This window comes from Conexibacter sp. DBS9H8, assembly GCF_023330685.1.
Classification (GTDB): domain Bacteria; phylum Actinomycetota; class Thermoleophilia; order Solirubrobacterales; family Solirubrobacteraceae; genus Palsa-465.
On record NZ_CP097128.1, the window covers coordinates 2,924,424 to 2,950,667 of the forward strand.

Annotated in this window: 21 protein-coding genes; 7 read left to right on the forward strand and 14 right to left on the reverse strand. The window is 72.0% G+C overall.

Features of this window, described 5'->3' with window-relative positions:
• Positions 1-11: 11 nt before the first annotated feature.
• The gene (locus tag M3M55_RS13965) at positions 12-2,300 is read right to left on the reverse strand and encodes a type IA DNA topoisomerase (RefSeq protein WP_249010108.1); all 2,289 of its coding nucleotides are present in this window, start codon (positions 2,298-2,300) and stop codon (positions 12-14) included.
• A gap of 69 nt (positions 2,301-2,369) precedes the next feature.
• Complete coding sequence (locus tag M3M55_RS13970; RefSeq protein WP_249010109.1) at positions 2,370-3,530, reverse strand: MarP family serine protease; 1,161 nt, start codon at positions 3,528-3,530, stop codon at positions 2,370-2,372.
• 189 nt (positions 3,531-3,719) lie between these two features.
• Between M3M55_RS13970 and M3M55_RS13975 the strand changes: the two genes are divergently transcribed.
• Positions 3,720-5,354, forward strand: a complete 1,635-nt coding sequence (locus M3M55_RS13975) for a penicillin-binding transpeptidase domain-containing protein (RefSeq protein ID WP_249010110.1) — start codon at positions 3,720-3,722, stop codon at positions 5,352-5,354.
• On the opposite strand, the gene M3M55_RS13980 is transcribed toward M3M55_RS13975, so the two are convergent.
• The 3 genes from M3M55_RS13980 to M3M55_RS13990 form a co-directional block, all read right to left on the reverse strand.
• The gene (locus M3M55_RS13980; protein WP_249010111.1) at positions 5,355-6,887 is read right to left on the reverse strand and encodes a hypothetical protein; all 1,533 of its coding nucleotides are present in this window, start codon (positions 6,885-6,887) and stop codon (positions 5,355-5,357) included.
• Positions 6,888-6,936: 49 nt separating this feature from the next.
• Complete coding sequence (locus tag M3M55_RS13985) at positions 6,937-7,533, reverse strand: hypothetical protein (protein ID WP_249010112.1); 597 nt, start codon at positions 7,531-7,533, stop codon at positions 6,937-6,939.
• Positions 7,534-7,604: 71 nt separating this feature from the next.
• Positions 7,605-7,946, reverse strand: a complete 342-nt coding sequence (locus M3M55_RS13990; RefSeq protein WP_249010113.1) for a hypothetical protein — start codon at positions 7,944-7,946, stop codon at positions 7,605-7,607.
• A gap of 132 nt (positions 7,947-8,078) precedes the next feature.
• Here M3M55_RS13990 and M3M55_RS13995 point away from each other — a divergent pair, with 132 nt between their 5' ends.
• Entirely contained in the window at positions 8,079-8,654 is a 576-nt protein-coding gene (locus tag M3M55_RS13995; RefSeq protein WP_256469015.1) for an FHA domain-containing protein, read from the forward strand.
• A 48-nt stretch (positions 8,655-8,702) separates the two neighbouring features.
• Positions 8,703-9,488, forward strand: a complete 786-nt coding sequence (locus M3M55_RS14000) for a ParA family protein (protein ID WP_249010115.1) — start codon at positions 8,703-8,705, stop codon at positions 9,486-9,488.
• A 54-nt stretch (positions 9,489-9,542) separates the two neighbouring features.
• Here M3M55_RS14000 and thrB read toward each other — a convergent pair whose 3' ends face one another.
• Together thrB and thrC are read right to left on the reverse strand one after the other, a co-directional pair.
• Complete coding sequence (gene thrB / locus M3M55_RS14005; RefSeq protein WP_249010116.1) at positions 9,543-10,400, reverse strand: homoserine kinase; 858 nt, start codon at positions 10,398-10,400, stop codon at positions 9,543-9,545.
• A gap of 25 nt (positions 10,401-10,425) precedes the next feature.
• Entirely contained in the window at positions 10,426-11,433 is a 1,008-nt protein-coding gene (gene thrC, locus M3M55_RS14010) for a threonine synthase (protein WP_249010117.1), read from the reverse strand.
• A gap of 98 nt (positions 11,434-11,531) precedes the next feature.
• Between thrC and M3M55_RS14015 the strand changes: the two genes are divergently transcribed.
• On the forward strand, positions 11,532-16,424 hold the full coding sequence (locus M3M55_RS14015) for an NAD-glutamate dehydrogenase (protein ID WP_249010118.1): 4,893 nt from the start codon (positions 11,532-11,534) through the stop codon (positions 16,422-16,424).
• Between the two features lie 53 nt (positions 16,425-16,477).
• On the opposite strand, the gene M3M55_RS14020 is transcribed toward M3M55_RS14015, so the two are convergent.
• From M3M55_RS14020 to M3M55_RS14035, 4 genes are all read right to left on the reverse strand, one after another.
• Complete coding sequence (locus M3M55_RS14020) at positions 16,478-17,746, reverse strand: homoserine dehydrogenase (RefSeq protein WP_249010119.1); 1,269 nt, start codon at positions 17,744-17,746, stop codon at positions 16,478-16,480.
• Positions 17,739-19,010, reverse strand: coding sequence for a diaminopimelate decarboxylase (gene lysA, locus M3M55_RS14025; protein ID WP_249010120.1), 1,272 nt, complete (start codon positions 19,008-19,010; stop codon positions 17,739-17,741). The genes M3M55_RS14020 and lysA overlap by 8 nt, the downstream gene beginning before the upstream one ends.
• Before the next feature lie 64 nt (positions 19,011-19,074).
• The gene (locus M3M55_RS14030) at positions 19,075-19,761 is read right to left on the reverse strand and encodes a hypothetical protein (protein ID WP_249010121.1); all 687 of its coding nucleotides are present in this window, start codon (positions 19,759-19,761) and stop codon (positions 19,075-19,077) included.
• A 5-nt stretch (positions 19,762-19,766) separates the two neighbouring features.
• Complete coding sequence (locus tag M3M55_RS14035) at positions 19,767-20,465, reverse strand: bifunctional 2-polyprenyl-6-hydroxyphenol methylase/3-demethylubiquinol 3-O-methyltransferase UbiG (protein WP_249010122.1); 699 nt, start codon at positions 20,463-20,465, stop codon at positions 19,767-19,769.
• Between the two features lie 40 nt (positions 20,466-20,505).
• Between M3M55_RS14035 and M3M55_RS14040 the strand changes: the two genes are divergently transcribed.
• Together M3M55_RS14040 and M3M55_RS14045 are read left to right on the forward strand one after the other, a co-directional pair.
• On the forward strand, positions 20,506-21,321 hold the full coding sequence (locus tag M3M55_RS14040; protein WP_249010123.1) for a bifunctional 2-polyprenyl-6-hydroxyphenol methylase/3-demethylubiquinol 3-O-methyltransferase UbiG: 816 nt from the start codon (positions 20,506-20,508) through the stop codon (positions 21,319-21,321).
• A gap of 4 nt (positions 21,322-21,325) precedes the next feature.
• Positions 21,326-21,823 carry a hypothetical protein gene (locus M3M55_RS14045; protein WP_249010124.1) on the forward strand — a complete coding sequence of 166 codons (498 nt, stop codon included), beginning with the start codon at positions 21,326-21,328 and terminating at the stop codon, positions 21,821-21,823.
• Here M3M55_RS14045 and M3M55_RS14050 read toward each other — a convergent pair.
• Positions 21,796-23,067 carry an MFS transporter gene (locus tag M3M55_RS14050; RefSeq protein WP_249010125.1) on the reverse strand — a complete coding sequence of 424 codons (1,272 nt, stop codon included), beginning with the start codon at positions 23,065-23,067 and terminating at the stop codon, positions 21,796-21,798. The genes M3M55_RS14045 and M3M55_RS14050 overlap by 28 nt on opposite strands.
• Positions 23,068-23,086: 19 nt before the next feature.
• Between M3M55_RS14050 and M3M55_RS14055 the strand changes: the two genes are divergently transcribed.
• Positions 23,087-23,797 carry an acyltransferase gene (locus M3M55_RS14055; protein ID WP_249010126.1) on the forward strand — a complete coding sequence of 237 codons (711 nt, stop codon included), beginning with the start codon at positions 23,087-23,089 and terminating at the stop codon, positions 23,795-23,797.
• Here M3M55_RS14055 and M3M55_RS14060 read toward each other — a convergent pair.
• Positions 23,758-25,380 carry a glycosyltransferase gene (locus tag M3M55_RS14060; RefSeq protein ID WP_249010127.1) on the reverse strand — a complete coding sequence of 541 codons (1,623 nt, stop codon included), beginning with the start codon at positions 25,378-25,380 and terminating at the stop codon, positions 23,758-23,760. The genes M3M55_RS14055 and M3M55_RS14060 overlap by 40 nt on opposite strands.
• Positions 25,380-26,237 carry a class I SAM-dependent methyltransferase gene (locus M3M55_RS14065; protein WP_249010128.1) on the reverse strand — a complete coding sequence of 286 codons (858 nt, stop codon included), beginning with the start codon at positions 26,235-26,237 and terminating at the stop codon, positions 25,380-25,382. Before M3M55_RS14065 ends, M3M55_RS14060 begins: the two co-directional genes overlap by 1 nt.
• Positions 26,238-26,244 lie beyond the last annotated feature (7 nt).

Here is a 26,244-nt window from a genome sequence, read left to right on the forward strand (position 1 = left end):
GTCCGTCGCGCTCAGGCCGCCCGGGCGGGCGCCGCGTCCGCGGCGGCGGTCGGCACCTCGGTGCCGGCTCTCTCGGCGGACTCGTCGGCCTCCGGTGGCTTGGCGCCCTCGCGCGCCCACGGCTCGTCGAACTCGACCCGCCAGCGCCCCTCCTCGGTCTGCATCAGAGCAAGGCGGGCGCGGAAGGACTTGCCCGAGCGGCCCTTGAACCCGGTCACCGGACGTTCGCTGCGGCCGGTGCGGATCAGCTCCTTGACGATCGCCGGGGTGAGCGTCTTGCCCGCCTTCGCCTTCCAGATGACAAACCCACAGCCCGGGTCGGCCCGCGACCAGCAGGAGTAGCCCTTACGGTTCTCGATGATGTCCTGGCCGCACACCGGGCAGGGCCCGAGGTTCGCCCGCGGGATCCGAATGTCCTTGAGCGTCGTGTCGAGGGTGTGGACGGTCTCCTCGGCGAACCGGGCGATGTCGGCCATGAACGCGGTGCGGGTGTCGGTGCCCGTCTCAATCTTCGCGAGCCGGGCCTCCCATTCGCCCGTGAGCGACGGAGAGGTGAGCGCGTGCTGACCGAGCAGCCGGATGACGTTGAGCCCCTTCTCGGTCACCACGAGCGACCGTCCGTCGCGCTCGAGATAGCCGACGGTGAGCAGCCGTTCGATGATCGCCGCCCGGGTCGCCGGGGTGCCGATCCCCGACTCCTTCATCGCCTCGGCAAGCTCCTCGTCATCGACGAGCTTGCCCGCCGTCGCCATCACCGCGAGCAGGGAGCCGTCCGAGTAGCGCCGCGGCGGCTTGGTCTCCTTCGCCTCCGAGCGGATCCGATGGACGGTCGCCGGCTCGCCCTGGGCGAGCTTGGGGAGCTGCTGCTCGGCGCCCTCGTCCTCCTCATCCCCCTCGCCGCCGCCGTCGGGTTCGACGCCCTCGCCGTACACGCCACGCCACCCTGGCACGAGCAGCACCTTGCCGCGGGTCCGGAAGACGTGCTCGCCGACGGTCGTCTCGACCCGGGTGTTCTCGAACACCGCCTCCGGATGGAAGACGGCGAGGAAACGGCGGACGACCATGTCGTAGATGCGGCGCTCGTCATCGGACATCTTCTCGACCGGGTGCTTCTCCGCGAGGGTGGGAATGATCGCGTGATGGTCGGTCACCTTCTCGTTGTTGACGACCCGCTGCAGCGGCAGCATCTCCAGCCCGGTCACGTAGGCGGCGGCCGTGGCGTACTCACGCTGCTCGCCGAGCAGACGGGCGATCGGCTTGATCTCGGAGATCATGTCGGAGGTGATGTAGCGGGAGTTCGTCCGCGGGTAGGTGAGCGCCTTGTGGCCCTCATAGAGCGATTGGGCGGCCCGCAGCGTGCGCGCCGCGTTGAAGCCGTAGCGGGAGGAAGCGTCCCGTTGCAGGGCGGTGAGGTCATACAGCAGCGGCGCCCGGTCCCGGCGCTCGGTCGTGGTGACCTTGGTGATGGTGCCGGTCTGCCCCTCGCAGGCGCTGACGACGGCGGCCGCCGCCGCCGCATTGGGCAGCCGCGGGTTGGCGCCGACGTGGCAGCGACCGTCGTAGGCGCGGCGTCCCCCCGGCGCACCGTCGGCCCCGCCGTCGGGGTCGGCGAGGAAGCGCGCGTCCACGACCCAGTAGGGCTCGGGGACGAACGCCTTGATCTCCTCCTCGCGGCGGGCGAGGATCGCCAGCGTCGGGGTCTGCACACGGCCGAGGGAGACGGCGCCGTCGAAGGAGGAGCGCAGCCGGATCGTCGCCGCGCGGGTGGCGTTCATCCCGACGATCCAGTCAGCCTCCGAGCGTGAGCGCGCGGCCTCCTCGAGGGCGGCGAACTCCTCCCCCGGGCGGAGCGCGGCGAACGCCTCGGCGATCGCCTGACGGGTCATCGAGTTGAGCCAGAGCCGCTTGACGGGCAGCTTTGAGCCGCTCTTCTCGTACAGGTAGGCGAAGATCAGCTCCCCCTCCCGTCCGGCGTCACAGGCGTTGATGACGTGATCGATGTCATCGCGACGCAGCGCGCGGGAGACGACAGCCATCTGCTTCTTGGAGCGCTCGTCCCGGACGACGAGTTTGAACTTCTTCGGGAGGATCGGCAGGTCGGCCATCCGCCACTTGGCGTACTTCTCGTCGTACTCGTCCGGATCGGCGAGCTGCACGAGGTGCCCGACCGCCCAGGTGACGACGTAGTCGGGACCCTCGAGCGCGTTCTTGTCCTCGGTTACGGAGAAGGCGCCGGGGAGGACCTTGACGAGATCCTTGCCGACGGACGGCTTCTCTGCGATGACGAGCGTCTTGGCCATGGACGGCGGAGCGTAGCGGGATCGCTCCCCGGGCCCGGGCACGCTACCCGGCACGCCCCCTGCCGGGCATCAGTCCGCGCAGGCCTGGGTGCTGACCGCGTGCCGGGCCCGCCGGGCCCGGGCGAGCTCGACGGCGACGACCCGGTTGGGAACGGCGAAGCCCCCCGGCCGTCCGACCGGGTTGTTGGTGATCTGGGCGAACACGGTCGCGACGACCTGACCGGCCGCGTCGACTATCGGCCCGCCCGAGTTACCGGGGCGGACAAGCCCCCGCAGCGCAGTGATGTCGCGTAGTACCGGGCCGTTGCCGTAGGCGTTCTGGGTCTCGGTGAACTCGGTGTCCCCGAGCCGGGCGGGCTGGCGGTTGAACGGTCCGTCCTCCGGGAAGCCGAGGATCGCGGCCGACAGCCCGACGGTCGGGTGGGAATCGAGGCGGAGGGCCGGCTCCTTCAGGTCCGGGACGCGCAGGATGGCGATGTCGTTGTGGGGGTCGAACAGGATCGCCCGGGCCGGCAGTGTCGTGCCCGAGGCGACGAGGACCTGGGTGTCGTTCTCTCCGGCCACGACGTGGGCGTTCGTGACGACGAGCCCCGGTCCGGCCACCCAGCCGCTCCCTTCGACCCCGAGCCCACAGGCGCTGCCGGTGATCTTGACGACACTCGGTGAGGCCCGGATCACCCCGGGGGCGTTGACGATCGCGGCGGCGGGGGCGCTGACGCTCGCCGCCGGGCCGTTGACCGCCGGGAGCGGATCGATCCGCGCGAGGGTGTTGAGAATCGGCCCGGATGGCGGCAGGATCTCGTTGAGGGTGCGGAGGATCCGGGAAGCGGCAAGCTGATGGCGGAGCCCCGGGGAGTTGTCAACCTGGAGGAGGATCGCACCGAGGATCCACACGGTCGCGAGCGCGAGGCAGGCGCTGAGCGCCGCCCCGGCGAGACCGTCGAGGAACTTCAGCCCCGGAATGAACAGGAGCCGGCGAGCGCGGAGGCCGATCCCCTCAGAAACCGTGCCGACGAGCCCGCCGAGCAGCAGGGCTCCGCCGAGGCTGAAGATCGGCGCGTACGGCGACTTCGCACCGCGGCTGAGGATGAGCGGGCCGACGTGGGTGCCGATCAGCGCCCCGGCGCCGAACCCGATCAGCGCGAGCGCGCTGACGATGAACCCGCGGGAATATCCCCGCAGCGCGAGGAGCAGCGCAAAGGCGACGATTACCCAGTCGGCCACGGACACGGCCCCAGAGGTTAGTGAGCGATGAAGCGGAGCCGGTGGGCCTAACCTTTGCCGCTCTGTGGGTTACTCGCTTGGAGCGACCCCGCAGCCCACCCCGTGACCCCGCGCACCCCACCGTCCCCCGGACGGCGACCTCAGCCCCCGGCTCGCCGCCCGACGCGACGGCGCCAGCGGCTGCGCTCCCGTGCGGTGCCGCTCGCCGGCGGCCTCGCCGTGCTCGCTGTCGGCGCCTTCCTGCTCGGCGCCTACGCGGCGGGTGCAACCGGACACTCACAGCGGGTCCTCGTCCGCCGGTACCTCAACGCATGGACCCACGACGAGTTCACGCGGATGTACGCGCTGCTGTCCCCGGCGGCACGACGGCGCATCGGCAAGCCGCAGTTCGTCGCCGCCTACCGGACCGCGGCGGCGACCGCGACCGCGGTGTCGCTGCGGTTTTCCCACACGGTGTCCCTGTCCGGCAACACGGCGTCGGTCCGCGCGACCGTCCGCACCCACGCCTTCGGCACCCTCCACGAACGCCTGCAGATCGCCCTCGATCCCCAGGACCGCACGCACCTCGACTTCGCCCCGATGATGGTGTTCCCCGGGCTGCGCCCGGGTGAGACGTTGTCCCGCAGCTCCACCCTCGGCGCGCGCGGGACAATCGAGGCGGCGGACGGGACCCCGTTGGCGGAGGGGCCGGGCCGGACCTCGCCGATCCCGCAGGTGGCCGGGGAGATCGTCGGCACGCTCGGGCCGATCCCCGCGGCCCAGCGCAGCTACTACGACAACCTCGGCTATCCCGCCGACGCCCAGGTCGGACAGGACGGGCTCGAAATGATCTTCCAGCGCCGGCTCGCCGGGCGGCCGGGCGGCACGCTGCGGGCCGGCCGGCGGGTGCTCGCCTCCGTCACTCCGCAGCCCGGGGCGACGGTGCGGACGACGATCAACCCGCAACTCGAGGCGGCGGCGATCCAGGCACTCAACGGCGCCTACGCCGGAATGACGGTGATCAACTACCGGACCGGGGCGATCGAGGCGGCCGCCGGGCTCGCCTTCAACGACCTCCAGCCGCCCGGGTCGACGTTCAAGATCATCACCGCCTCCGCCGCCCTGCAGGACGGTGTCGCCACTCTCAACAGCACCTATCCGATGGAATCCAAGGCCGACGTTGGCGGTTTCATCATGCAGAACGCCGCCGGTGAGGTGTGCGGCGGCACGCTGCTCGTCGCCTTCGCCGTCTCCTGCGACACGACCTATGCACCCCTCGGGATCCAGATCGGCGGTCCCCGGCTCGTCGCCGAGGCCGAGCGGTTCGGCTTCAACCATCCGACGGGGATTCCCGGCGCGCTCGAGTCGACGATCCCGTCGGCGGCGACGATCGGTGACGCGACCGCGGTCGGAGCGACCGCGATCGGACAGGGCCAGCTGGAGACGACGACACTCGAGATGGCCGACGCCGGCGCGACGATCGCCAACGGCGGACGCCGCCCGCTGCCGACCCTGCTCGCGACCGCCCCCCCACGCTTCGTGACGGCGACGACCCCGCAGGTCGCCGGGGAGGTGCAGACGATGATGCAGGCCGTCGTCAGCTTCGGCACCGGGGTATCGGCCCAGATCCCCGGCTACCGGCCCGCCGGCAAGACCGGGACGGCCGAGCTCGCGAACACGGCCGGGCAGGCGAACAACACGAAGGAGACGGACGCCTGGTTCGTCGGCTTCGTGCCCGACTCGTCCGCCGACGTCGTCGCCTGCGCGCTGTTCCCGGCCAACGGGTACGGGGCGACCTCGGCCGCCCCGGCCGTCCGCTCGCTCCTCGTCGCCGCGCTCAGCGCTGGTTGATCAGGGCTCCCACAGAGCCGACATCAGCCGCTCGCGGTCTGTGCCCTGGACCCACGCGGCCACCGCTTCCGGTCCGGCCCCGAACCTGAGGGCCAGCGCACTGGCCCCTGACCCGCGGGAGATCGTCGCGGCCGTCGAGAAACCCGAGCTCGTGGCACGGTGGACGGCGACACGGACCCGCCCACCGGCGATCCAGCCGACGAGCGCGTTCCCGTCGGTGGCTGCCGATGCGACCGGAAATCCGGTCGGGTCATCCGGGCCGAGGACGCGCACGTGCCCCCAGCCCCCGCCACGGCGCCAGAGCGCCGCGTCCGTCGTGCACGTGCCCGGCCCGACCCGGCAGGCCTGCCAGGCGACGAGCTCGGGCCGGCGAGGTTGACCGGCGAGGGAGACCCCCACGGCCGCGGTGGCGGGGGAGGAGAGCAGGTGAGCGCGGGCGCCGCGGGCGAGTGAGGCCCAGAACACGGCCGAGCGGTAGCGGGCACCGGCGAACCAGCTCTCCGTCCACGCGATCAGCGCCCCGGTCGCGGACGGGGTGACCGTGAGCGCGTCAATCTCCCGTCCCGGCGGCACCGACACGGCGAGGCGCGGCGCCCCGGGCAGCCGGCCAACACCCGCGAGGGCGAACTCGATCCGTCCGTCGGCGGGCTGGTCATAGCCGGAGGCTGCGGTGCTCGTCCCGGCGGCCGCACCGCCCGGGCTCGGGGTCGTCGTCGTTCCAGTCACCGTCGCCGCCGCCGTGTCGGGCGCCGTCCAGACGATCACCGCCCCCCCGCCCGGCCACGGACCGGCGGCCATCAGGCCCGGGGTCGGGTTCGAGCCGGCGAGCAACTTCGAGGCGGTGACGCCGGCCCCGGTCCGGGAGACAAGCGCAGTGATGCCCGCCTGATTGTCGACCCCGATCAGCCATCCTCCGCGGACTGGGACGAGCGCGGCCGTGGTGGGCCCCTCAAGTCCGGACAGGACCGGCCGCAGCGCCCCAGGCGCGGTGACCGTCCCGGCGCCGAGCTCCGCACTCGAGCAGCAACCGGTGCCGGCTCCCGCCGGGCTCGTGCCGGCGAGCAGCACAAGCCTCCTGCCCTCCAGGCCGGCGGAGAGGACCTGCTGGGCGACGAGAGAAACCGAGTGGATCGGGGTCCGGGGGTCCGGACCACCCTCGGCGATCGCCGCCCGGGCGGCCGCCGGGGCGTTCGCGGCCGTCGTCCCGCTCGCATCGACCCAATCTCCCGCGGCGTCGACGCTGATCTGCGGGGCGATCAGCGCAGCCGTGACCGGTCCGAGAGCGATGCGGGGCGCCGTCCAGGTTCCCGGCGGCGGCGGGACCGGCGCCGCCAGGTGATCGGCCACAGGTCCGGCACCGACGCGCCCGGGGCGGCGGACACCGGCGCCGTCGGTGCGCGGCGTCCGCGCGCCCGTCCCGGCCCGGGCCGGCCGCGCGGACGCGAGCAGCCCGGAGGCGCACAGCAGGACGACCGCCGCAAGGATGACGAACCCGGAAACGACAGCCCGCACAAGCCCGGCCGGGCCTCTCACCAAGTGCCGGAGCCGGGACGGCATCCGGCCCGGACGCCGGGGCAGCGTCTCAGAGGTCGAGGGAGACCGACGCGGCCTTCGTCGCGCCCTGCGCATAGATGTGCAGCGTGAGCGGACGGTTCTGATAGACCGAGTTGGGGAGCTCAAAGAGCACCACACCGCCGCCGGGTGAGTCGGTCGCCATCACCGAGTCGGCGTTCGGCTCGATGTCGCCCTTCTGGAGTGGGGTGGCCGTCCAGGCGAACTGGTTGACGTTCGGGTTGAGCGTGATCGGCTTGTAAGAGTTGCCGGCCGAGTCGGTCAGGATGAAGTGGTCAGCGGTCGTCAGCGTCTGATTGCTCTGGTTCTTGGCCCACAGGAACACCCCGTACCAGAAGTCCCCGGGCGGGATGTTCTGCGCATCCTTGATGCCGGCGAAATACTCCACGTCACTGCCGAACGCGTTGAGCGCGCGGCTCTCCTGGATCTGGTAGGTGATCCCGCCGACGTTGAAGTACGGCTCGATGCCGTTGCTGAACTGATCCTCGGTGATCCCGGTGAGCACCTTGCGCTGGGAGAGCGAGCAACCGCTCAGCAGCAGGGCGACGGCGACGACGGCGACGAGGGCGGCGAGGCGGAGGGTTCTATGCGCGGTCTTGACTTCCAAAGCGGCCGCAAGTCTAACCACCATCGCCCGCGCGTGCGCTGCGGCCGCGAGGCGAGGCGGCGGGGCCCATCTCAGCGGCCGCCGCGACGGTCCAGGACGCGGATCGTGTGCCCGAACTCGGGCCCGTGCACGGTGTGGCTGTCGGTGAGATCGCCGCCGGCGAGGTCCCGGCAGAGCTCACAGCGCAACGCCCCGGAGGCGTAGGCGTAGACCCGCTCGCCGAGCAGCAGGGTGCGGTGGCAGCGGCCGCAGCGTTCCGTTGTGTGGGAGACGCCGGCGAGTCCACGCCGCAGCAGGGCGAGTTCGAGCGCGTTTGCGTCGCGCGGCTCGGACTGATCGGCGCCACCGCGGTGGTGGTGGCGCCGCGGGGGTGACGGGGCGAGCGACAGCACGCCGGAGGGTTCGATGGCCATGCAGGCCAGTTCGGCCCCGGCGGCGATTCCCCTCCCGTCCAACCGGGTTTCCCACGCGCCGACCGGGGGTACACTGGATCGCAGCGCCCCACCCGGTGCGCGGCCCCTGATCGCCCTAAGGAGAGTCGTGCCATGAAAGCTTGGATGTCAGGCGATGTCGCCGGGACCGGAACCTTTCGCTGTACCGAATGTGACCATGAGCTGTCCCTGGAGTCCGTCGACGGACTCCCGACCTGCCCCAACTGCGGCGGCAGCGAGTTCGTTCGTGCGTCGCTGTTCACCACCGCTCAGACGCCGATGGTCCAGCTCGGAGGGTCGGCGCCACTCGACGACGCCTGGCTCAGCGAGCTGCGTGACAGCATCGCGACGCCCGGCCAGTATCTCGGCTACCGCTCCGGTGACGGTGAGATCGTCAGCTTCGCCCTGCGGCGGGAGTGGACACGGATCGGACGTTCGCTCGCCGCGGACATTCGCTTCGACGACCCAACGGTGTCCCGTCGTCACGCCCTGATCGTTCGCCAACCCGACGGGCTGCGCGTCCTCGACGACCGCTCCCTCAACGGCGTGTTCGTCAACGGGGAGCGTGTCGAGTGGAGCACGCTCGCCGACGGTGACGAGGTCGTCATCGGCCGCCACCACCTGCACTTCCTCGACGTCCCGGCCGTGTCGGGCATGCGCGAGGGCACGCCGGCGCGCGACTGGGCCTGACCCCGCCCCCGGCAGGGGGGCGCCACCACGCTCTAGGATGGCGCCGACATGGCGACGATCGCTGTCCTCTCCCAGAAGGGAGGCACCGGGAAGACGACGACCGTACGGACCCTCACCGACGTGTTTCGTCGCGTCGGGCTGTCGGTTCTCGCCGTCGATCTCGACCCTCAGGGCAACCTCTCGGACTATCTCGACGTCGACCCGGAGGCGACCCCGACGATCGGTGACGTCCTCGCGGACCGGGCGACCCTCAGCGAGGCGATCCACGCAGACGTCGTCCCCGCGAGCCTCAACCTCGCCGAGGCCGAGCTCGCCCTCGGCGGGAAGATCGGGCGCGAGCTCACCCTCAAGCGCGCCCTTCGCAGCGTCCGAGATCGCTACGATCTCGTGCTCATCGACTGTCCCCCCTCGCTCGGGCTGCTGACCGTCAATGCGCTCGTCGCCGCGGACTGGGCGCTCTTGTCCGCCGAGGCCCAATACTTCGCGATGCAGGGAGTCGAGCAGGCAACCGGGGTGATCGAGCTCGCCCGGGAGGCGCTCAACCCCGACCTCGCCCTGCTCGGCGTGATCCTCAACATCGCCGACATGCGAACGCGCCACTCACGTGAGGCGTTCGCCTCCCTGCGAACGCACTTCGGGGAGAAGCTGCTCGACACGACCGTTCGCGCCTCGATTGCCTACGCCGAGTCGGCGGAGCGGGCCCAGTCGATCATCGACTACCGGCCCGATCTCGGCGTCGACTACCTCAACATCGCCGACGAGCTGCTACGGCGCCTCACCCTGCCCGGCGCCCGGGCCCGACTCGCCGACCTCGCCGCCGAGATCGCTTCCTGACCGGGGCCCCGGCAGCTGTGGCAGGCCGGCCCGCTGTGAACGCTGCGGTGGCGTTCACAACGCAGTGACGTAGGCCCCCTGGGACTCGAACGGGGCCCGCAGCACCCGAGCCCAGTCCGACACGTCGCGACGCAGCGCGTCGTAGACGAACCCGGTCGTCTCCACCGTCGTCCAGACGAGCACGGTCGGACCCGCCCCCGAGATCGTCGCCCCGAGGGCACCCAGATCGGTCGCCCGGGCGACGAGCTCGGTCGACTGCGGATACAGCGACGCCCGGGCAGGCTGGTGGATACGATCCGCGAGCCCGGCGGCGATCAGCTCGAAGTCCGCCCGAGCGAGCCCGAGCGTGAGCCGGGCGAGCGCGGCGAGGTTGTGCACGGCGTCGGCGCGGGGCACGTCCGGCGTCAGCGCCGCCCGCGCAGCGGCGGTCGCGACGGCGCGGTGCGGGATGACGAGCACCGCCTCGAGCCCGAGCGGCGCATCGAGGCGGTCGACCCGCCCGGCGGAGGCGATCACCACACCGCCGTGCAGGGCGGCGGCGGCGTTGTCGACGTGCCCTTCGATCGCGGCGGCGACCGCGAGCAGGTCGGCGTCGAGCTCGAAGATGTGATCTGCAGCCATCGCCCCCGCAAGCACCGCGGCAGCCGAGGAGCCCAGGCCCCCGCTGAGCGGTATCGCCGAGCGGACGGTGAAGGAGAAGTCGTCGGCGGGATGGAGCGCCTCGAAGCCGCGGACGGTGAGGTTGTCCCGGTCGGTCCGCACCGGTAGGTCGGTGTGAACGCCGAACCGTCCCGTTTCGGCGACCTCGACCTCGAGGCCGAGGCCGAGCGCCGCCGCCATCACGTCAAAGCCCGGCCCAAGGTTGGCCGAGGAGGCCGGCACCCGAACGAGCCGCCGTCGCGCGAGGGTCATCGCCCACGCGCCGAGCCGAAACCGGTCACAGAACCGCCGCCTCGATCGCCGAGATCTCCGCAGCGCAGGCAACGACGCCGCTGACCTGGCTGAGGGCGGTGTCCGGATCCTTGAGCCCGTTGCCGGTGAGCACACAGACGACCCGTTCGGCGCCGCCGGCCCCGTGGGCGATCAGGCCGGCGACCGAGGCGGCAGAGGCGGGCTCACAGAAGACACCCTCCTGGCGGGCGAGGAACCGGTAGGCGTCGAGGATCTGCGCGTCCGTCACGGCGGCGACGCCACCGGCGGAGGAGGTCATCGCGTCCATCGCCTGCTCCCAGCGGGCCGGGTTCCCGATCCGGATCGCCGAGGCGACCGTCTCCGGGTGGGCGACGGGGGCGCCGTGCACGAGCGGCGCCGCTCCGGCTGCCTGGAAGCCGAACATCCGCGGGGCGAGCCCGACCTCGCGGAACCCCTTCCAGTAGGCGGTGATGTTGCCCGCGTTCCCGACCGGGATGCAGAGGGCGTCGAGGTCGCCGAGCGCTTCGGCGATCTCGAAGGACGCCGTCTTCTGACCCTCGATCCGGAAATCGTTGACCGAGTTCACCAGGGCGATCGGATGAACCGAGGCGACCTGGCGGACGAGGGTGAGGGCGGCGTCGAAGTTTCCGGCGAGGGAGATCACCCGCGCCCCGTACATCAGCGCCTGGGCGAGCTTGCCGACGGCGATCTTGCCCTCCGGAACGATCACGACACCGCGAATCCCCGCCCGGGCAGCGTAGGCGGCGAGCGAGGCGGCCGTGTTGCCGGTGGACGCGCAGATGACCGCCTCGGCGCCGTCCCTGACCGCCGCGGACACCGCGCAGGTCATCCCGCGGTCCTTGAAGGAGCCGGTCGGGTTGAGCCCCTCGAGCTTGAGATGGACCTCGGCTCCAACCCGCTCGGATAGGCGGGGGGCGAAGAGGAGCGGGGTCGACCCCTCCTCGAGGGAGATGACGGGGTCTCCCGCGGAGAAGGGGAGCCGGTCACGGTAGCGCTCAATCAGGCCGGGCATCGGCGGATGAGCATGGCACAGCGGAGCAGACACCGGGATCTGCACGCGCCGACGGCGCGAGCGTTAGGGTCTCGCCGGGGAGGACGATCGCCGGCGAGATGGAAGAGGAGACAACGATGATGGGCGACCCCTCGGTCACGGAGGAGCCGGAGCTGCTCGAGACGTTGCGCGGCCGGGTCCGTGCCCACTTCGGCCTCGCTGCCTCAGAGCACACGCCAGAGGCCGACCGGCTGAGCCGCTTCATCGGCCAGTATTACCGCTGGGTTCCCGCCGACGATCTCAGCGCCCGGACGAGCACCGACCTGTTCGGCGCCGCGCTCGCCCACTGGCGCCTCGCCCAGCGGCGCCGCCCCGGCGAGCGACGGCTGCGGGTCAGCAATCCCGACCCGGACGCCGACGGCTGGGCATCCCCGCACTCGGTGCTGGAGATCGTCACCGACGACACGCCGTTCCTCGTCGACTCGATCGACATGGAGCTCTCCCGGCTCGGCTATGACCCGCACCTCGTCATCCACCCGATGATCCGCCTGTCCCGCGAGGCGGACGGGACGCTGAGCGCGATCCATGAGCCGAGCAGCGACGCGGGGACGCGCGAGTCCTTCATCCACGTCGAGTTCGATCGCGAGGAGGATCCGGCGCGGCGGGAGGCGGTCGCGACCGCCGTCGGACGGGTGCTCGATGACGTCGCCGCCGCCGTCGCGGACTGGCAGCCGATGCGTCAGCGGGCGCTGGCGATCGCCGGCGAGCTGAGCGACTCGGACCCGGAGTCGGCCGACTTCCTGCGCTGGCTCACCGAGGACCACTTCACCTTCCTCGGCTATCGGGAATACGACTTCTCCCCCGCCACCGGTGACAGTCCCGCCCGCCTGAGCGTCCGCGACGGCACGGGGCTGGGCATCCTCGCGCGTCCCCCCGAACGCCCGGTGACCGAACTCGGTCCCCGGGCGGCGATGATCGCAATCACCCCGGAACCGCTCGTCCTGACCAAGGCGAACGCGCGCGCGACCGTGCACCGGCCCGCCCATCTCGACTACGTCGGGGTCAAGGCCCACGACGCCACCGGCGCCGTCGTCGGCGAACGGCGGTTCCTCGGCCTGTATACGACGACCGCCTATCGGGAGAACGCCGCGGAGATTCCGCTCATCCGCGGCAAGGTCGCCGCCGTCCTGGGTCGGGCGGGATTCCCGCCTGACAGCCACGATGCCAAGGTGCTCGCGGAGATCTGCGAGGCCCACCCGCGCGACGCCCTCTTCCAGATCACCGTCGATGAGCTCCTGGAGACGGCGGTCGGGATCCTCGGGCTCGGAGAGCGCCAGCAGGTGCGCGTGTTCCTGCGTCCCGACCCACTCGACCGGTTCATCGACTGCACGGTCTGCCTGCCCCGGGACCGCTACAACCGAGACACCCGGGCGAAGATCGGGCAGCTGCTGCTCGACCGCTTCGGCGGCAGCCACTTCGACTGGATGCTCGCCCTCGGCGACTCTCGGGTGGCGACCCTCTACATCCTCGTGTACACCCCGGCGGGGGTGTCGCCACCGCTTGACCCCGCGGGGCTCGCCCAGCAGATCTCGGTCGCCATCCGGGCCTGGACCCAGGATCTCTGCGAGCTGCTCGGGGACGCGTTCCCGGACCTGCGCGCCCGCGAACTCAGCGAACGCTACGAGCAGGCGTTCTCTGCCGCCTACCAGGAGGCCTTCTCGGTCACCGACGCGCTCGAGGACATCGACGCCCTCGAAGCGCTCACGACCACGGACACCCCCGATCCGCGGCTGATGCTCTACCGCGGATCACCGACCGCCGGGGCGGGGTCGGTGCGGGCCAAGCTGCTCAGCACCGAGCCGATCTCCCTCTCCACGGCGCTCGACATCTTCGCCCACATGGGTGCGCGGGTCAGTGACGAGGAGCCCTATGAGGTCCGCCCCCGGGGCAGGACGCCCGTGTGGATCTACGACTTCGGGATCCACTGCGACGTGCCTGACCCGGCGGCCACCGCACCCCGCTTCGCCGAGGTGTTCCACGGGGTCTGGCGCGGTGACCTGGAGAATGACGGCCTCGGCGAGCTCGTGATCGCCGCCGACCTCGACAGCGCCCAGATCACCGTTCTGAGGGCGGTCGCCAAGTACCTGCGCCAGGCCGGGATCGCCTTTTCGGACCGTTACATCGAGCGGACGCTCGTCGCCAACCCGGAGATCACCCGGCTGCTCGTCGAGCGGTTCGAGGCCGCCCACGATCCCGACCGTGCCGACGCCGACGCGGCCGCCGCACTGGAGCGGACCGGGGAGCGCCTCGACGCGGCCATCGACGCGGTCGCCAGCCTCGACGAGGACCGGATCCTGCGCGCCTTCCGCACCGTCATCGACGCGGTCCTGCGTACCAACCACTACCAGCGGACCGCCGAGGGCTGGCCCAAAACGTACCTCAGCCTCAAGCTCGATTCGCCTCGGATCGACCTGCTTCCCCAGCCGCGGCCACGGGCGGAGATCTTCGTCTACTCGGCCCGGGTCGAGGGGGTGCACCTCCGCGGCGGAGCGGTCGCCCGCGGGGGTCTGCGCTGGTCGGACCGGCGCGAGGACTTCCGCACCGAGATCCTCGGGCTGATGAAGGCGCAGATGGTCAAGAACGCCGTGATCGTTCCGGTCGGCTCCAAGGGCGGCTTCGTGCTCAAGCAGCCCCCGCCGGACGCGTCGCGGGAGGCACTGCTCGGCGAGGGCATCGCCTGCTACCGCACGTTTCTCGCCGGTCTGCTCGACCTCACCGACAACATCGTCGGCTCCCGCACCGTCACCCCTCCCCAGCTGCGTCGGCTCGATGGGCCGGACCCCTACCTCGTCGTCGCCGCCGATAAGGGGACGGCGACGTTCTCTGACATCGCCAACGCGATCTCTGAGCAGTACGGGTTCTGGCTCGGAGACGCGTTCGCCTCCGGCGGGTCCGTCGGCTATGACCACAAGCGGATGGGAATCACCGCCCGGGGGGCATGGGAGTCGGTCAAACGCCACTTCCGCGAGCTCGGGGTCGACGTCACGACCGAGCCGATCACCGTCGTCGGGATCGGAGACATGGCCGGTGACGTATTCGGCAACGGAATGCTCCTCTCCGAGCGCCTGTGCCTCGTGGCCGCGTTCAACCACCAGCACATCTTCCTCGACCCTGATCCCGATCCGGTACGTGCTCACGCCGAGCGCCGGCGCCTGTTCACCCTGCCGGGCTCCTCGTGGGCCGACTATGATCCCGCGGCGATCAGCCCGGGCGGCGGCGTGTTTCCGCGCAGCGCCAAGCAGATCCCGATTTCGGCCCGAGCTCGAGCCCGGCTCGGGATCAGCGCCGAGAGCCTGAGTCCGGCCGAGCTGGTGAGCGCGATCCTCCGTGCCCCCGTCGATCTGCTCTTCAACGGCGGGATCGGGACCTACGTCAAGGCGAGTGACGAGTCCGACGCCATCGTCGGCGACCGGGCCAACGACGTCGTTCGCATCGACGGGCGCCAGCTGCGCGCTCGCGTCGTCGCCGAGGGCGGCAACCTCGGCCTCACCCAGCGGGGGCGGATCGAATACGCTCGCGGCGGCGGACGGGTCAACACGGACGCGATCGACAACGTCGCCGGCGTCAACTGCTCCGACCATGAGGTGAACATCAAGATCCTCCTCGATGCGGTCGTGCGGGACGGGGAGCTCACCCGAACCGAACGCGACCGGTTGCTGGCGGAGATGACCGACGCCGTCGCCGACCGGGTACTGGCGGCCAGCTACCGCCAGACCCAGGCGCTCAGTCTCTCGCTCACGCAGGCGAGCTCGCTCGTCAACGCCCACATGCGGTTGATCCGGCACCTTGAGCAGGAGGCCGGACTCGACCGTGAGCTCGAGCACCTCCCTTCCGAGCAGGAGGGACATGACCGCCAGGCGGCCGGCCTCGGGCTGCTCGGACCGGAGCTGGCCGTACTGATGGCCCACGTGAAGATCGATCTCGATGCGACCCTGCTCGCCTCCGACCTCCCCGAGGACCCGTTCCTCGCCGGGGATCTGCTCCGCTACTTCCCCGCCCCGCTGCCTGACCGGTTCGCCGGGCCGATCGCCGGGCACCGGCTTCGGCGGGAGATCATCGCCACCACGGTCGCCAACGAGGTCGTCGACCGGCAGGGGACGACGTTCATCCTCCGCCTCAGCGAGGAGACGGGGGCGGACGCGGCGCACCTCGCCCGCGCCTACACCGTGGCGCGCGACGTGTTCGGGATACGAGCCCTGTGGGAGGCGATCGAGGCGCTCGACAACCTCGTCGCTGCCGAGGTGCAGATGTCGATGCTGCTTGTCACCCGGCGGGTGATCGAGCGGGCGGTGCGCTGGCTCGTCCGGCGGTTCCCCGACACGATCGCGATCGAGGCGCTCGTCACCAGGTACGCGCCGGCGGTCACCCTGCTCAACGGGGCGGGGAGCAGCCACCTCGATGCCGAGGTTCAGGCGCGCGTCCAGACAGCCGCCCGCGCCCTTGCGGAGGTGGGGGTGCCGGGAATGCTCGCCGACCGCATCGCCGGCGCCGACCAGCTGCCCAGCGCCCTCGACGTCACCGAAGTCGCGCTGGACACCGGAGCTCCGGGCGCGGTCGCGCTCGCCACCCACCGCCGGCTCGCGGGGGCGCTCTCCCTCCCATGGCTCGAGGCGCAGATCACCGGACTGCCACGCCGTGACCGCTGGGAGGCCCTGGCGCGGGATGCCCTTCGCGACGACCTCGGCACCCTCCACCGAGAACTCAGCGTCGCGCTCCTGCTCGACCAGCGGCCCGACGGCTGGTCGACCCACCACAGCGAGGCGGCGCAAGGCGCCGTCGCCGCACTCGCCCTCACCGGCGCGGATCGTCTCGTCGCGGACTGGTGCGAGATCCGACGAGAGGCGCTTGAGCGCTACCGGCGCGTCCTCGGCGACATCGAGGACTCCAAGCGGTTTGACACGACGACGTTGCCGATCGCCCTGCGTGAGCTGCGCCACCTCAGCCGCAGCTGAGTGCAGGGTCGGCGACCCCCCGGGTCCCGGCCGGCCCCGGACCGGGCCGTCCTTTAGAGAAACTCCTCCTCCAGCACCCGGATGACCCGGGGCGGTCGACGGATCACCTCCAGCTCGGCGATTGCCGCCACTGCGGCAGCGCACCGCGACTCGAGCACCTTGTGGGTGACCATCGCGAGGGCCGCCTCCTCTCCGAGACCCCGCTGCAGTACCGAGCGGACCGAGACATCGTGGACGGCGAGCAGCCGGGCGACCTCCGCGAGCACGCCGGGCTCGTCCGCGACCGCGAGATGGATGTAGAAGGCCGACTCGACGTCGTCGACCATCGCGAGCGCGACCGTGGCCATCGGCGCGGACGCCGGCGGGATCATCGCCGAGACGACATCCCCGAGCACGGCGGTCGCCGTCTGTGGCCCGCCGGCCCCCGGGCCCGACAGAGTGATCTCCGTGAACTCCTCACCCTCGAGGGTGACCGCGTTGAAGGGTCCGCCGACGGACGCGAGCGGGTGCCCCGGCGAGAGGAACAGGGGATGGACGCGGACCGAGATCCCGCCGGGCAGCCGCTCGGCGGTCCCGACGAGCTTGAGCCCAAGCCCAAACTCACGCGCGTAGGCCATGTCGTCTGCGGTGATGTGGGCGATCCCCTCGTAGCGGACCTGGTCGAGGTGGACGGGCGCGTCGAAGGCGAGCCGGGCGAGGATCGCCATCTTCGCCGCCGCGTCGGTCCCGTCGATGTCCTCGGTCGGATCGGCCTCGGCGTACCCGAGCCGTTGGGCTTCGGCGAGTGCCTGCTCATAGGACCAGCCGAGCCGGGCCATCTCCGACAGGACGAAGTTCGTCGTTCCGTTGACGATCCCGTGGATCCGGGTGATCCGGGCGCCGGCGAGGGACTCCATCAGCACCCGGACGACCGGGACGACGCCGGCGACGGCCCCTTCGAAACGGAGCTGGACCCCTGCCTGGCGAGCGGCGGCGTAGAGCTCCTCACCGTGCCGGGAGAGCAGTTGCTTGTTGGCGGTGACGACATGCCGGCCGGCCGCGAGCGCCTCCAGAACCCAGGTGCGGGCCGGCTCGATCCCGCCGATCAGCTCGACGATCAGGTCCGAGTCGGCCAACAGCTCCGCAAACGGCGGTCCGCTGCGGCGACTGATCACCCCGGAGATCACCGGCGCCAACCCGGTGATCGCCTGCACCCGGGGGGCGTGCTCGGCGAGCAGCGTGGTGAAGGCGCCACCGACGGTCCCCCGTCCGAGCACGCCGATCCGGAAGCTCGGCAGCGCGGCCGGATCCGACGCCGGGCCCCCGTCACCGGAGTCAGACATCTCGAGCGGCCAGGTCGGCATAGGTCTCCCGGCGGACGACGACGCGCGCCTTCCCCCCGGCGACGAAGATCACCGGCGGACGCGGAACGCCGTTGTAGTTGTTGGCCATCGCGTGGCCGTAGGCCCCGGTCGCCGGAGTGACGACGATCTCACCGGGCCGGGGGTCCGCGAGCCGGATGTCCCTGGCGATCACGTCTCCGGACTCACAGTGCTTGCCCGCGAGCACACACGGCTCACCGGAGCCGGCGCTGTGCATCCGCCCGGCGAGCGCGACCTCATAGCGTGAGCCGTACAGCATCGGACGGAGATTGTCGGACATGCCGCCGTCGACGGCGACCCAGGTGGAGACGTTGCGCTTCACCGTCTGGATCTCATACAGGGTGAGCGTCGTGTTGGCGACCAACGCCCGGCCGGGCTCGATCAGCAACCGGGCCTCGGGCCCGAGCCGGGCGTGCGCGGCGGCGATCAGCACATCCAGGTACGCCGCGATCGCCGGCGGTCGCTGGTCGGCGAGGTAGGCGACGCCAAGCCCACCGCCGAGGTTGTAGACCGGGAAGCGGCCAAGCTCAGCGAGCGCGGCGACGGCGCGCTCGAACGGCGCGAGGTCGAGCAGTTGCGAGCCGATGTGGCAGTGCAGGCCGAGCACGTGCAGGTGAGGGGAACGCTGGGCCCGGTCGATCGCGCCCGGGGCCTCCGCGAGGCCGAAGCCGAACTTCGAGTCGGCCTGACCGGTGGAGATCGCGTCATGGGTCTCCCCGCGCACGTCCGGGGTCACCCGCAGCAGCACCGCCTGGCGTCGCCCGAGCTCGCCGGCGACCCGTTCGGTCCGATCGAGGTCGTCGAGGGAGTCGATGACGATCTGGCCGACCCCGGCGCGCATCGCCTCAGCAAGCTCGGGGAGCGACTTGGCGTTGCCGTGGAGGTAGATCCGGGCGGGATCGAACCCGGCCCCGAGGGCAAGGGCAAGCTCGCCGCCGCTGGCGACGTCACAGGCAAGCCCTTCCTCGGCGAGGACGCGGTACACGGCGCTGCAGGGAAACGCCTTGGAGGCGAACAGGACATCCGAGTCCGGGTGGCGGTCCGCGAGCCCGGCCCGGAAGGCGCGAGCGCGGGCGCGAAGGTCCGCCTCGTCAACGATGTAGGCGGGGGTTCCGAACTCGCTGGCGAGCGCGACGAGGTCGCAGCCGCCGACCTCGAGGTGGCCGGCCGCGTTGATCGTCGCCGTCGCTGGGTAGGGGTCGGGGAGGGAGACGGTGGGGTGCATCTGCGCCGCGATGATGCCAGGTAGGACCGGTCCTGAGGGGACCGGTCCGCCGCCGCGCGCCGGGTCAGCCCTGGTTGCCGGCGCCGCCGAGGGTCTCGCCGAGCCCGCCGGTGACGCGGGAGAGCAGGGTCGCGAGGGCCCCGGTCGCGTTGGTCAGCAGCGTGCCGACCGAGCGGGTGAGGCTCCCCGCGCCGGCGGCGAGTCCTGGGGAGACGGGAGCGAGCGTGCGGTCGAGACCCGACCCGAGATGGTCGACCGCGCCGCTCAGGGCCGCCCCGGTGCCGTTGAGCACCTTCGCGCCGCCGACCCCGGCCCCCTCGACCGTGTTTCCCAGCACACCGACCGCCTCGGTCGTCGTCGGGGTGGGGGCGGCGACCGGTGAGGGGTGACTTCCCGCCGTCGGCGCCGGAGCCGAGCTCGAGCCGGTCGGCGGCGCGCCCGGTCCGCGCGGCGTCGCGACGACCGGTGGGCTGCTCGCGGGTCGTGACGGCGCGCGCGTGCCGGTGACCAAGGCCGCCGGAGACGGGATGAAGGCAGCGAGCACGCGCGGGGACGGTGTGACCCGGGCGTCGGGGGTGCCGGCGGCGTCGGATCCGGGGAGCGTGACACGGGCCGACTGGGCACCGGAGACGATCTCCGACAGCCCGTGGAAGGAGACGAAGGCGCTCGCGACGAGGAACAGCACGGCCGCGCCGGCGAGCAGGGAGCCAGCCGTGCCGAATCCGGCGAGATATGCGCGCGTCGTCCGCACCCGGGTCATTTATCGGCACCAGTCCAGGCGAGCTTGAGCCTCGTGAGCAAATCTTTCTGTTCGGGTTCGGTCCGGTGGGCGGCGACGAATCCCTCGAGGTAGGCGTCGAGGGCGGCCGCGTCCGTGAAGATCCGTTCCCGGAACCCGAAGGCGCCGGTCCACCACAGCGTCAGCACGCGCTCCTCCGGCGTGAGCCGCTCGTGGAAGCCGGCGGGGAAGTGCTGGGCGGGCCGGTTGTGGAGGACGTGGTGCTTGGCGACGAAGGTGAGCTCGTTCCCGTCAAGGTCGATCAGCCAGCGGTGGTGGCCCCATCCCGCCCACGGTCCCTGAACGCCGTAGGCTTGCTCCTCGAGCCGGGAGGGGACCTCGATGTAGCCGGCCCGGGCGACGCGCACAAGCTCAGAGCAGACCCAGATCGGGTCGCGGACGTCCTCGAGCGTGTGCGAGCAGACGACAAAGTCGAACTGATCGTCGACAAACGGCCACGGGGCACGGTCACAGATGTCGCGCTGCACCCAGGTATCGGCGCTGAAGCGTTCCCGCGCACGGTCGGGGACGGCACCGTAGAGGCCGCGGTCCGCGTGGGCGATGAGGTCGAGCACCCAGTCGGCGCGGGGCAACGGGCTGGCCCCGCCGCCCACGTCGAGGACGAGCGCGTCGGCCGTCAACCGTGCCGATAGGGCGGCAGCCGAGGCCTCGAGCATCAACACGATGCTAGTGAAAAAGCCGCTACCGTCGGCCGGGATGGCCGCCCCCAGCACCGCGCCGAGCACCGACGAGGTCGCGCTCTGGTATCACACCCTCGATCTCCCGGGCCGCGCGCCGACTCCGGGCTGGTTCGACCTGCGGCCCGTGCTCGGCCGCCTTCCGTGGCCGGAGGTGCGTGGCCGACGCTGTCTCGACGTCGCCACCTACGACGGGTTCTTCGCCTTCGAGCTCGAGCGGCGCGGCGCCGCCGAGGTCGTCGCCACCGACATCTCCGACCATCACCAGTGGGACTGGCCGGCCCCGATCCGGGAGGCGGCCGGCGACCAGCTCGGACTGATCGCAGGGGACAAGGGCTCGGGGTTCGCCGCCGCCCACGCGGCGCTCGGCTCCCGCGTCGAGAAGATCGAGGTCAACGTCTATGACCTCGACCCCGGACAGCTGGGACGCTTTGACGTCGTCGTGCTCGGCAGCCTCCTCCTGCACCTGCGCGACCCGGTCCGCGCGCTTGAGGCCGTCCGCTCCGTCACCGCCGGATGGTTCATGTCCGTGGAGGCGATCTCGCTCCCGCTCACCCTGCTCGCCCGTCGGCGTCCGGTCGCCGAGCTGGCACGCGACGACAGCGTCTGTCAGTGGTGGACAGTCAACGCGGCCGGCCACCGCCGCCTGCTCGAGGCCGCCGGCTTTGAGGTGATCTCGGCGAGCCGTCCGTTCGCGGAGCCGTTCGGGAGCGCCCACCCAGCCTCGGGCGCCCGCGGTGGCCTGCGCGACCGGGCCTTCCGCGGTCTGTGCCGGGCGACGCTCGGTGGGGTCGGGGTTCCCCACTCCGCCCTGCTCGCACGGCCCCGCCGGTGACCCGGTGCTGTGGGTCTCCGCCAAGCGGCGCCTGCCTCTGACGATCGCCCTGCTGATCGGACTGATCGTCCTCGGAACGGCGATCAGCCGGGGCCACGGTCCGCGACCGTCCGCCGGGGCGACCTACACGGGCACGGTCGTGCTCGTCACCCGCTCCGGCCAGGTCCGCCGACGCCTGCCGCTCAGCTTCTCCATCAGCGCCGACGGCCGTCGGGTCGGCGCGATCCGCTTCCCCGCCGGACTTCCCACGCGCTGTCCGGGGACGATCGCCGGGACGATCTCACATCAGCCCGCGGTCACCCCGCTGCGGGCGCCGAGCCGGTTCGTGGTGTCACTGACGATCCGGTCCGCGGTGGCCGCACTGCTCGGACACCTCGAGCTGAGCGGGGTCTTCCACACCTTCGGCCGGGCCGACGGTGCGGTGGCGACGACCTTCACGGCGGCGGGGCTGCGGGACTGCGGGACCGGGGGCGGCTACGTCGCACGCGCCGGCGCCGCCTGACCGGAGCGGCGGTCCGCGAGCTGGGCGGCGAGCGGAAGGCCGACGAGGAGACAGAGGCCGGCGGCGACAGCGACCGCGGTGTGCACCCCTGAGGCGGTCGCTCCCCCGGCGAGCGCCACGCCCGCGGCGCCGGCCCCAAGGCCGGCGCCGAGCAGACGCATGAAGGAGAGGATCGCCGAGGCCCGACCGTGGGCGCTCTCATCGACTGAGTTGAGCGCGGCCCGCGACACCGGGACGAACAGCATCCCGAGGCCGAGGCCGATCGGGATCAGGCAGATGAGGGTCACGATTCCGTCGAGGGAGACGCCCGGGATCGCGAGGACGGCCAGGCCGACGCCGGCGGCCGTAAAGCCGAGCAGCGCCGGGAGGCGGGAGCCGTGCGTGTCGACGAGCCCACCGGCGATCGGAGCGGCAGCGCCGACGAGCAGGGCGACGATGACGAGGATCGCCGACGCGCCGAGGGCCGAGTAGCCCGCGCTGCGCTGCAGGTACTGCTCGGCGAGGTAGAACGTGCCGATCATCACCGCGAAGGTGATCCCGGCGACCGCCGCGGCGGCGGAGACGGTCCGGTTGAGCACGCGACCGCCGCCGCCCTCCGGGTTGTCGTGCACGAGCGTCGGAACGTTTTTGAGGATGCCCCAGGCGGCGGCGAGCGCGAGCGGGACGAGCACCCACCAGGCCGCGCGCCAGCCGAAGGCGACCGTGAGGATCCCGCCGAGCAGCGGCCCGGCGAGGTTGGCCATCCCCGCCGACGCGCCCCAGATCCCGAGGGCGGTGCCGCGCCGCTCCGGCGGGAAGCCCGATACCGCGCCCGCGAGCGCGGCCGGAGAGACGAGCCCCGCCCCGACCCCCTGGATGATCCGCGTGACAATGAGCAGACCGAGGTCCGAGACGACCGCCCCGAGGGCGGCGCCGACGGCGAACAGGAGCAGCCCGACGAGGGCGAGGCGCCGCGCGCCGAGCCGGTCGACGAGGCGTCCGCCGGGAAACAGCAGCAGCGCGTAGGCGGCGAAATAGGCGCTCAGGAGGACCGCGGTCGCCGAGTTGGAGACCCGCAGACTCGTCGACACGTTCGGCAGTGCGACGGTGATCACCGTCCCGTCGAGCTGCAACAGGGCGGCGGCTGCCGTACAGGCCGCCAGACGCGTCCACGCCTCCCGCGGGAGCGGCTCGAGGCCCTCACCGCGGCGGCGCCGCGAGCGCCGTCCCGAGCGGCGGGTGCTGCGTGGGCTCGCGGTCGCCATGACACCTAGTATTGCGCGCATGAGTGTCCGACACCGTGGCGACGCCCCCGCCGGCCGCCGCGGCGCGGTCCGCGCACGCCTCGCCCTGTGGCGCCGGTGGTGGGCCCAGAGCGGTTCGCTGCGCGTGTTCGTCCTCTACCTCCCGGGGCCGGGACCGATGCTGATGTCGTGGCTGCGCAAGCGCTGGGTGCTCTGGCGCCACCCCCACTGCCGGATCGAGTTCGGCGGGCCGGTCTACCTCGGACCGGGCTTCAGCATCGACGCGCCGCGAGGCGGGACGTTCCTCGCCGGGCCGGGCTGTGAGTTTCGGCGGGGCTTTCGCGCCGAGCTCGGGGGCCCCGACGCCCGCATCGAGATCGGGACGATGACCGTGTTCACCTACGACGCGATCATCCAGTGCAGCTCGCGGGTGAGTATCGGCGCCCACTGCATGTTCGGGCAGGCGAGCCTGATCGTCGACGGCAACCACAACTTCAAGGACCTCGCCCGGCCGATGCTCCAGCAGGGCTACAGCCTGTCCCCGGTGACCCTCGCCGACCACGTGACGACGACGACGAAGTGCACGATCATCGCCGACATCGGCACCCGCACCTTCGTCGGAGCCAACTCGGTCGTCAGCCGCCCGCTGCCGGCCTACTGTGTCGCCGCCGGCGCACCCGCCCGGGTGCTCGACTACTTCGGGCCGCCCGGTCAGGAGCCCGAGGAGCTGCGCGCCCCGACACCGCGGTAGGCGATCAGGTGCGAGCGGCCGTGGAGGCGCTCGTGGTGGACGATGCCCCGCTCGCGGGCGTAGCGGAGGATCGCGCGGACCGGCAGCTCGTGGTGGAGGGAGACGTCCCCCGGCCGCGGTTCGAGCACATTGACGAGGACGAGCGCGGCGCTCTGCTCAAGCCGCGCGAGCAGCGCCCACGGATCGCTGACGTGCTCGAGTACGTCGAAGGCGTAGGCGAGGGCAAAGCCGTCCGGCAGGGCCCCGTCGAGGTCGTGCACGGGCGCGTCGAGGCCACGGCGAGCGAGGCGCCAGCGCAGGAACGCGACGGACGGGTTGTCGAAGTCGGCGAACTCGACGACATACCCCCGACTCAGCAGCCGCAGCCCGTCCGCGCCGATCCCACAGCCAAAGTCGAGGACGCGGGCCCCGGACGGCACGAGTGAGCGGAGCACCGCGTGATAGGGGAGCTTGGTCCCGGACATGGCGAAGGCGGTGAGGTCGTACAGATAGGCCCGGGAGGTGCGGTAGAACCGGTCGAGGTCGGGGCTGGCCGCCGCCTCAGCCTCCACGAGCTCGCTGTGGCGCCACAGGGACTCGCGCTCGAAGGCATCCCCGAGGTAGGCGGCGAGCTCCTCCTCGTCGAGGGCGCGGTCCCAGCCGGTGAAGAAGCTGTCGGCGAACTCCTGGTAGTACCAGCGCTCGGCGCGGGCGTGGACGGGCCACCACAGCCGCTCGATCCGCCGCGGCACCCGGTCGTGGATGCCCGCCCACAGCGGGGAGATCCGCGGACCGGCACCGAGCCGGGTGAAGCGTTCGTGAAAGAACGGGACGAACCACGGATGCTTGGCGGCCATCACTCGCTCCCCGGTGCCGACGAGCTCGAAGCGCCGGTGCAGGCCGGCGATCGTGTTGGCGTGCAGATGCTGGGCACGGGCCAGCGGTTCGTAACGGAGCACGAGCCCCCGCTGAGCGAGCCGGTAGCCGAGATCGATGTCCTCATAGCCGAACCGAAAGGCGGGGTCAAACGGCTCCCAGAAGCTGCGCTTCAGTGACAGGTTCGCCGTGTAGAAACGGCCGAAACCGGCGTCGAGAGCGTCCGCCGGTGCCCCAGCGCCGCCACGGGGCCCGGGGCTCGCACCGGACCGGGCCGTCGCTTCTGCGGCGTCGAGGGCGGCATAGTCGAACTGGGTCCCGCTCCAGTCGAGCCAGCGGTTGAGCCGGTTGTCGGCCACCTCGGGGTGCCAGCGGACGGTACCGAGGACCGCAACCTCCGGGGCCGGTTCGGCCCGGTGGCGTTCGAGGTGGCGTGCGACCAGGTCAGAGGTCGGGATCGTGTCGTCGCCCAGGAAGAGGATGAGCGGCGTGCCGACGGTGGCCACGGCGAGGTTGCGTGCGGGCCCGGGCCCCTCGTCGGCCTTGGCGATGACCCGGACCCGCGGGCGCTGCTGGACCGCGGCGGGGACGGGCCGGTCGAGTCCGTTGACGACGACGACCGTCTCGGCGGGGGGCGCCGTCTGGGCGGCGAGTGCGTCGAGGGTGCGGCCGAGCACCTCCCAGCGGCCGGAGGTCGGGATGACGACGGTGAGGTCGCTGGCCCGCATCAGCGCCGGGCGACGATCGCAGCGTGCGGGTCCCCACGCCAGGCGACGATGAGGTGGTAGCGCCCCTCGCGGCTGCGGGCCAGACGCCAGTCCCACCGGTTCAGTCGCCAGCCTGCGCCGGGGGGCACGAACAGACGCTCAGGCCCGCGCTCGACGGTGAAGCCGGCGACCTCGAGCATCCGGGCGAGCCCGGCCGCGTTGGCCGTCCACCACCAGGGCCGGCCGCGACCATCGAGACGCGCGACCGGGGTCCGCGGATGGGAGAGCGTGAGGGGAAGATCGATCCCGTCGACGAGCACGAGGGTCCCGCCCGGGTGGAGGACGGAGGCGACGGCCTCGAGGGCACGGACGGGCTCGCGCAGATGCACGAGCAGGCTGCCGAGGAAGATGAGATCGAAGCGCCCGACCCGGGCGGGGTCGAGGTCGTAGACGGACACGTCCTCACGGGTCACCGTCGAGCCGAGCGTCTGCGCGGCGATCCGGAAGCCGTCACCTCCGGCGTGGCGCTCGCCGACGGCCGCCCGCGTCGCAGCCTCTGCGCCGACCGGCCAATCCCAGCGCCGCGGGTCGAGCACGTCGACGGCGACGACCTCGGCGGCTCCACGCCGCTCGAGCTCGAAGGCCCAGAAGCCGTTGAAGGTGCCGACGTCGAGACAGCGCCGCCCCTGCAGGTCGGCGGGCAGCGGCACCCGGGGCAGGATCGATCGGTGGTCGAAGAAGCCCGGGGTGACCACGCCGCCGGGCAGCTCGAGCGTGTGGTACCAGCTGATCGCCGCCACCTGGTCGGCGAGCGGGACGCCGCCCGGCCGGTCGGCCACCGCCGGCGTCGATTCGCCGGGATCTGCTGGGCTGCTCATCAGGCGG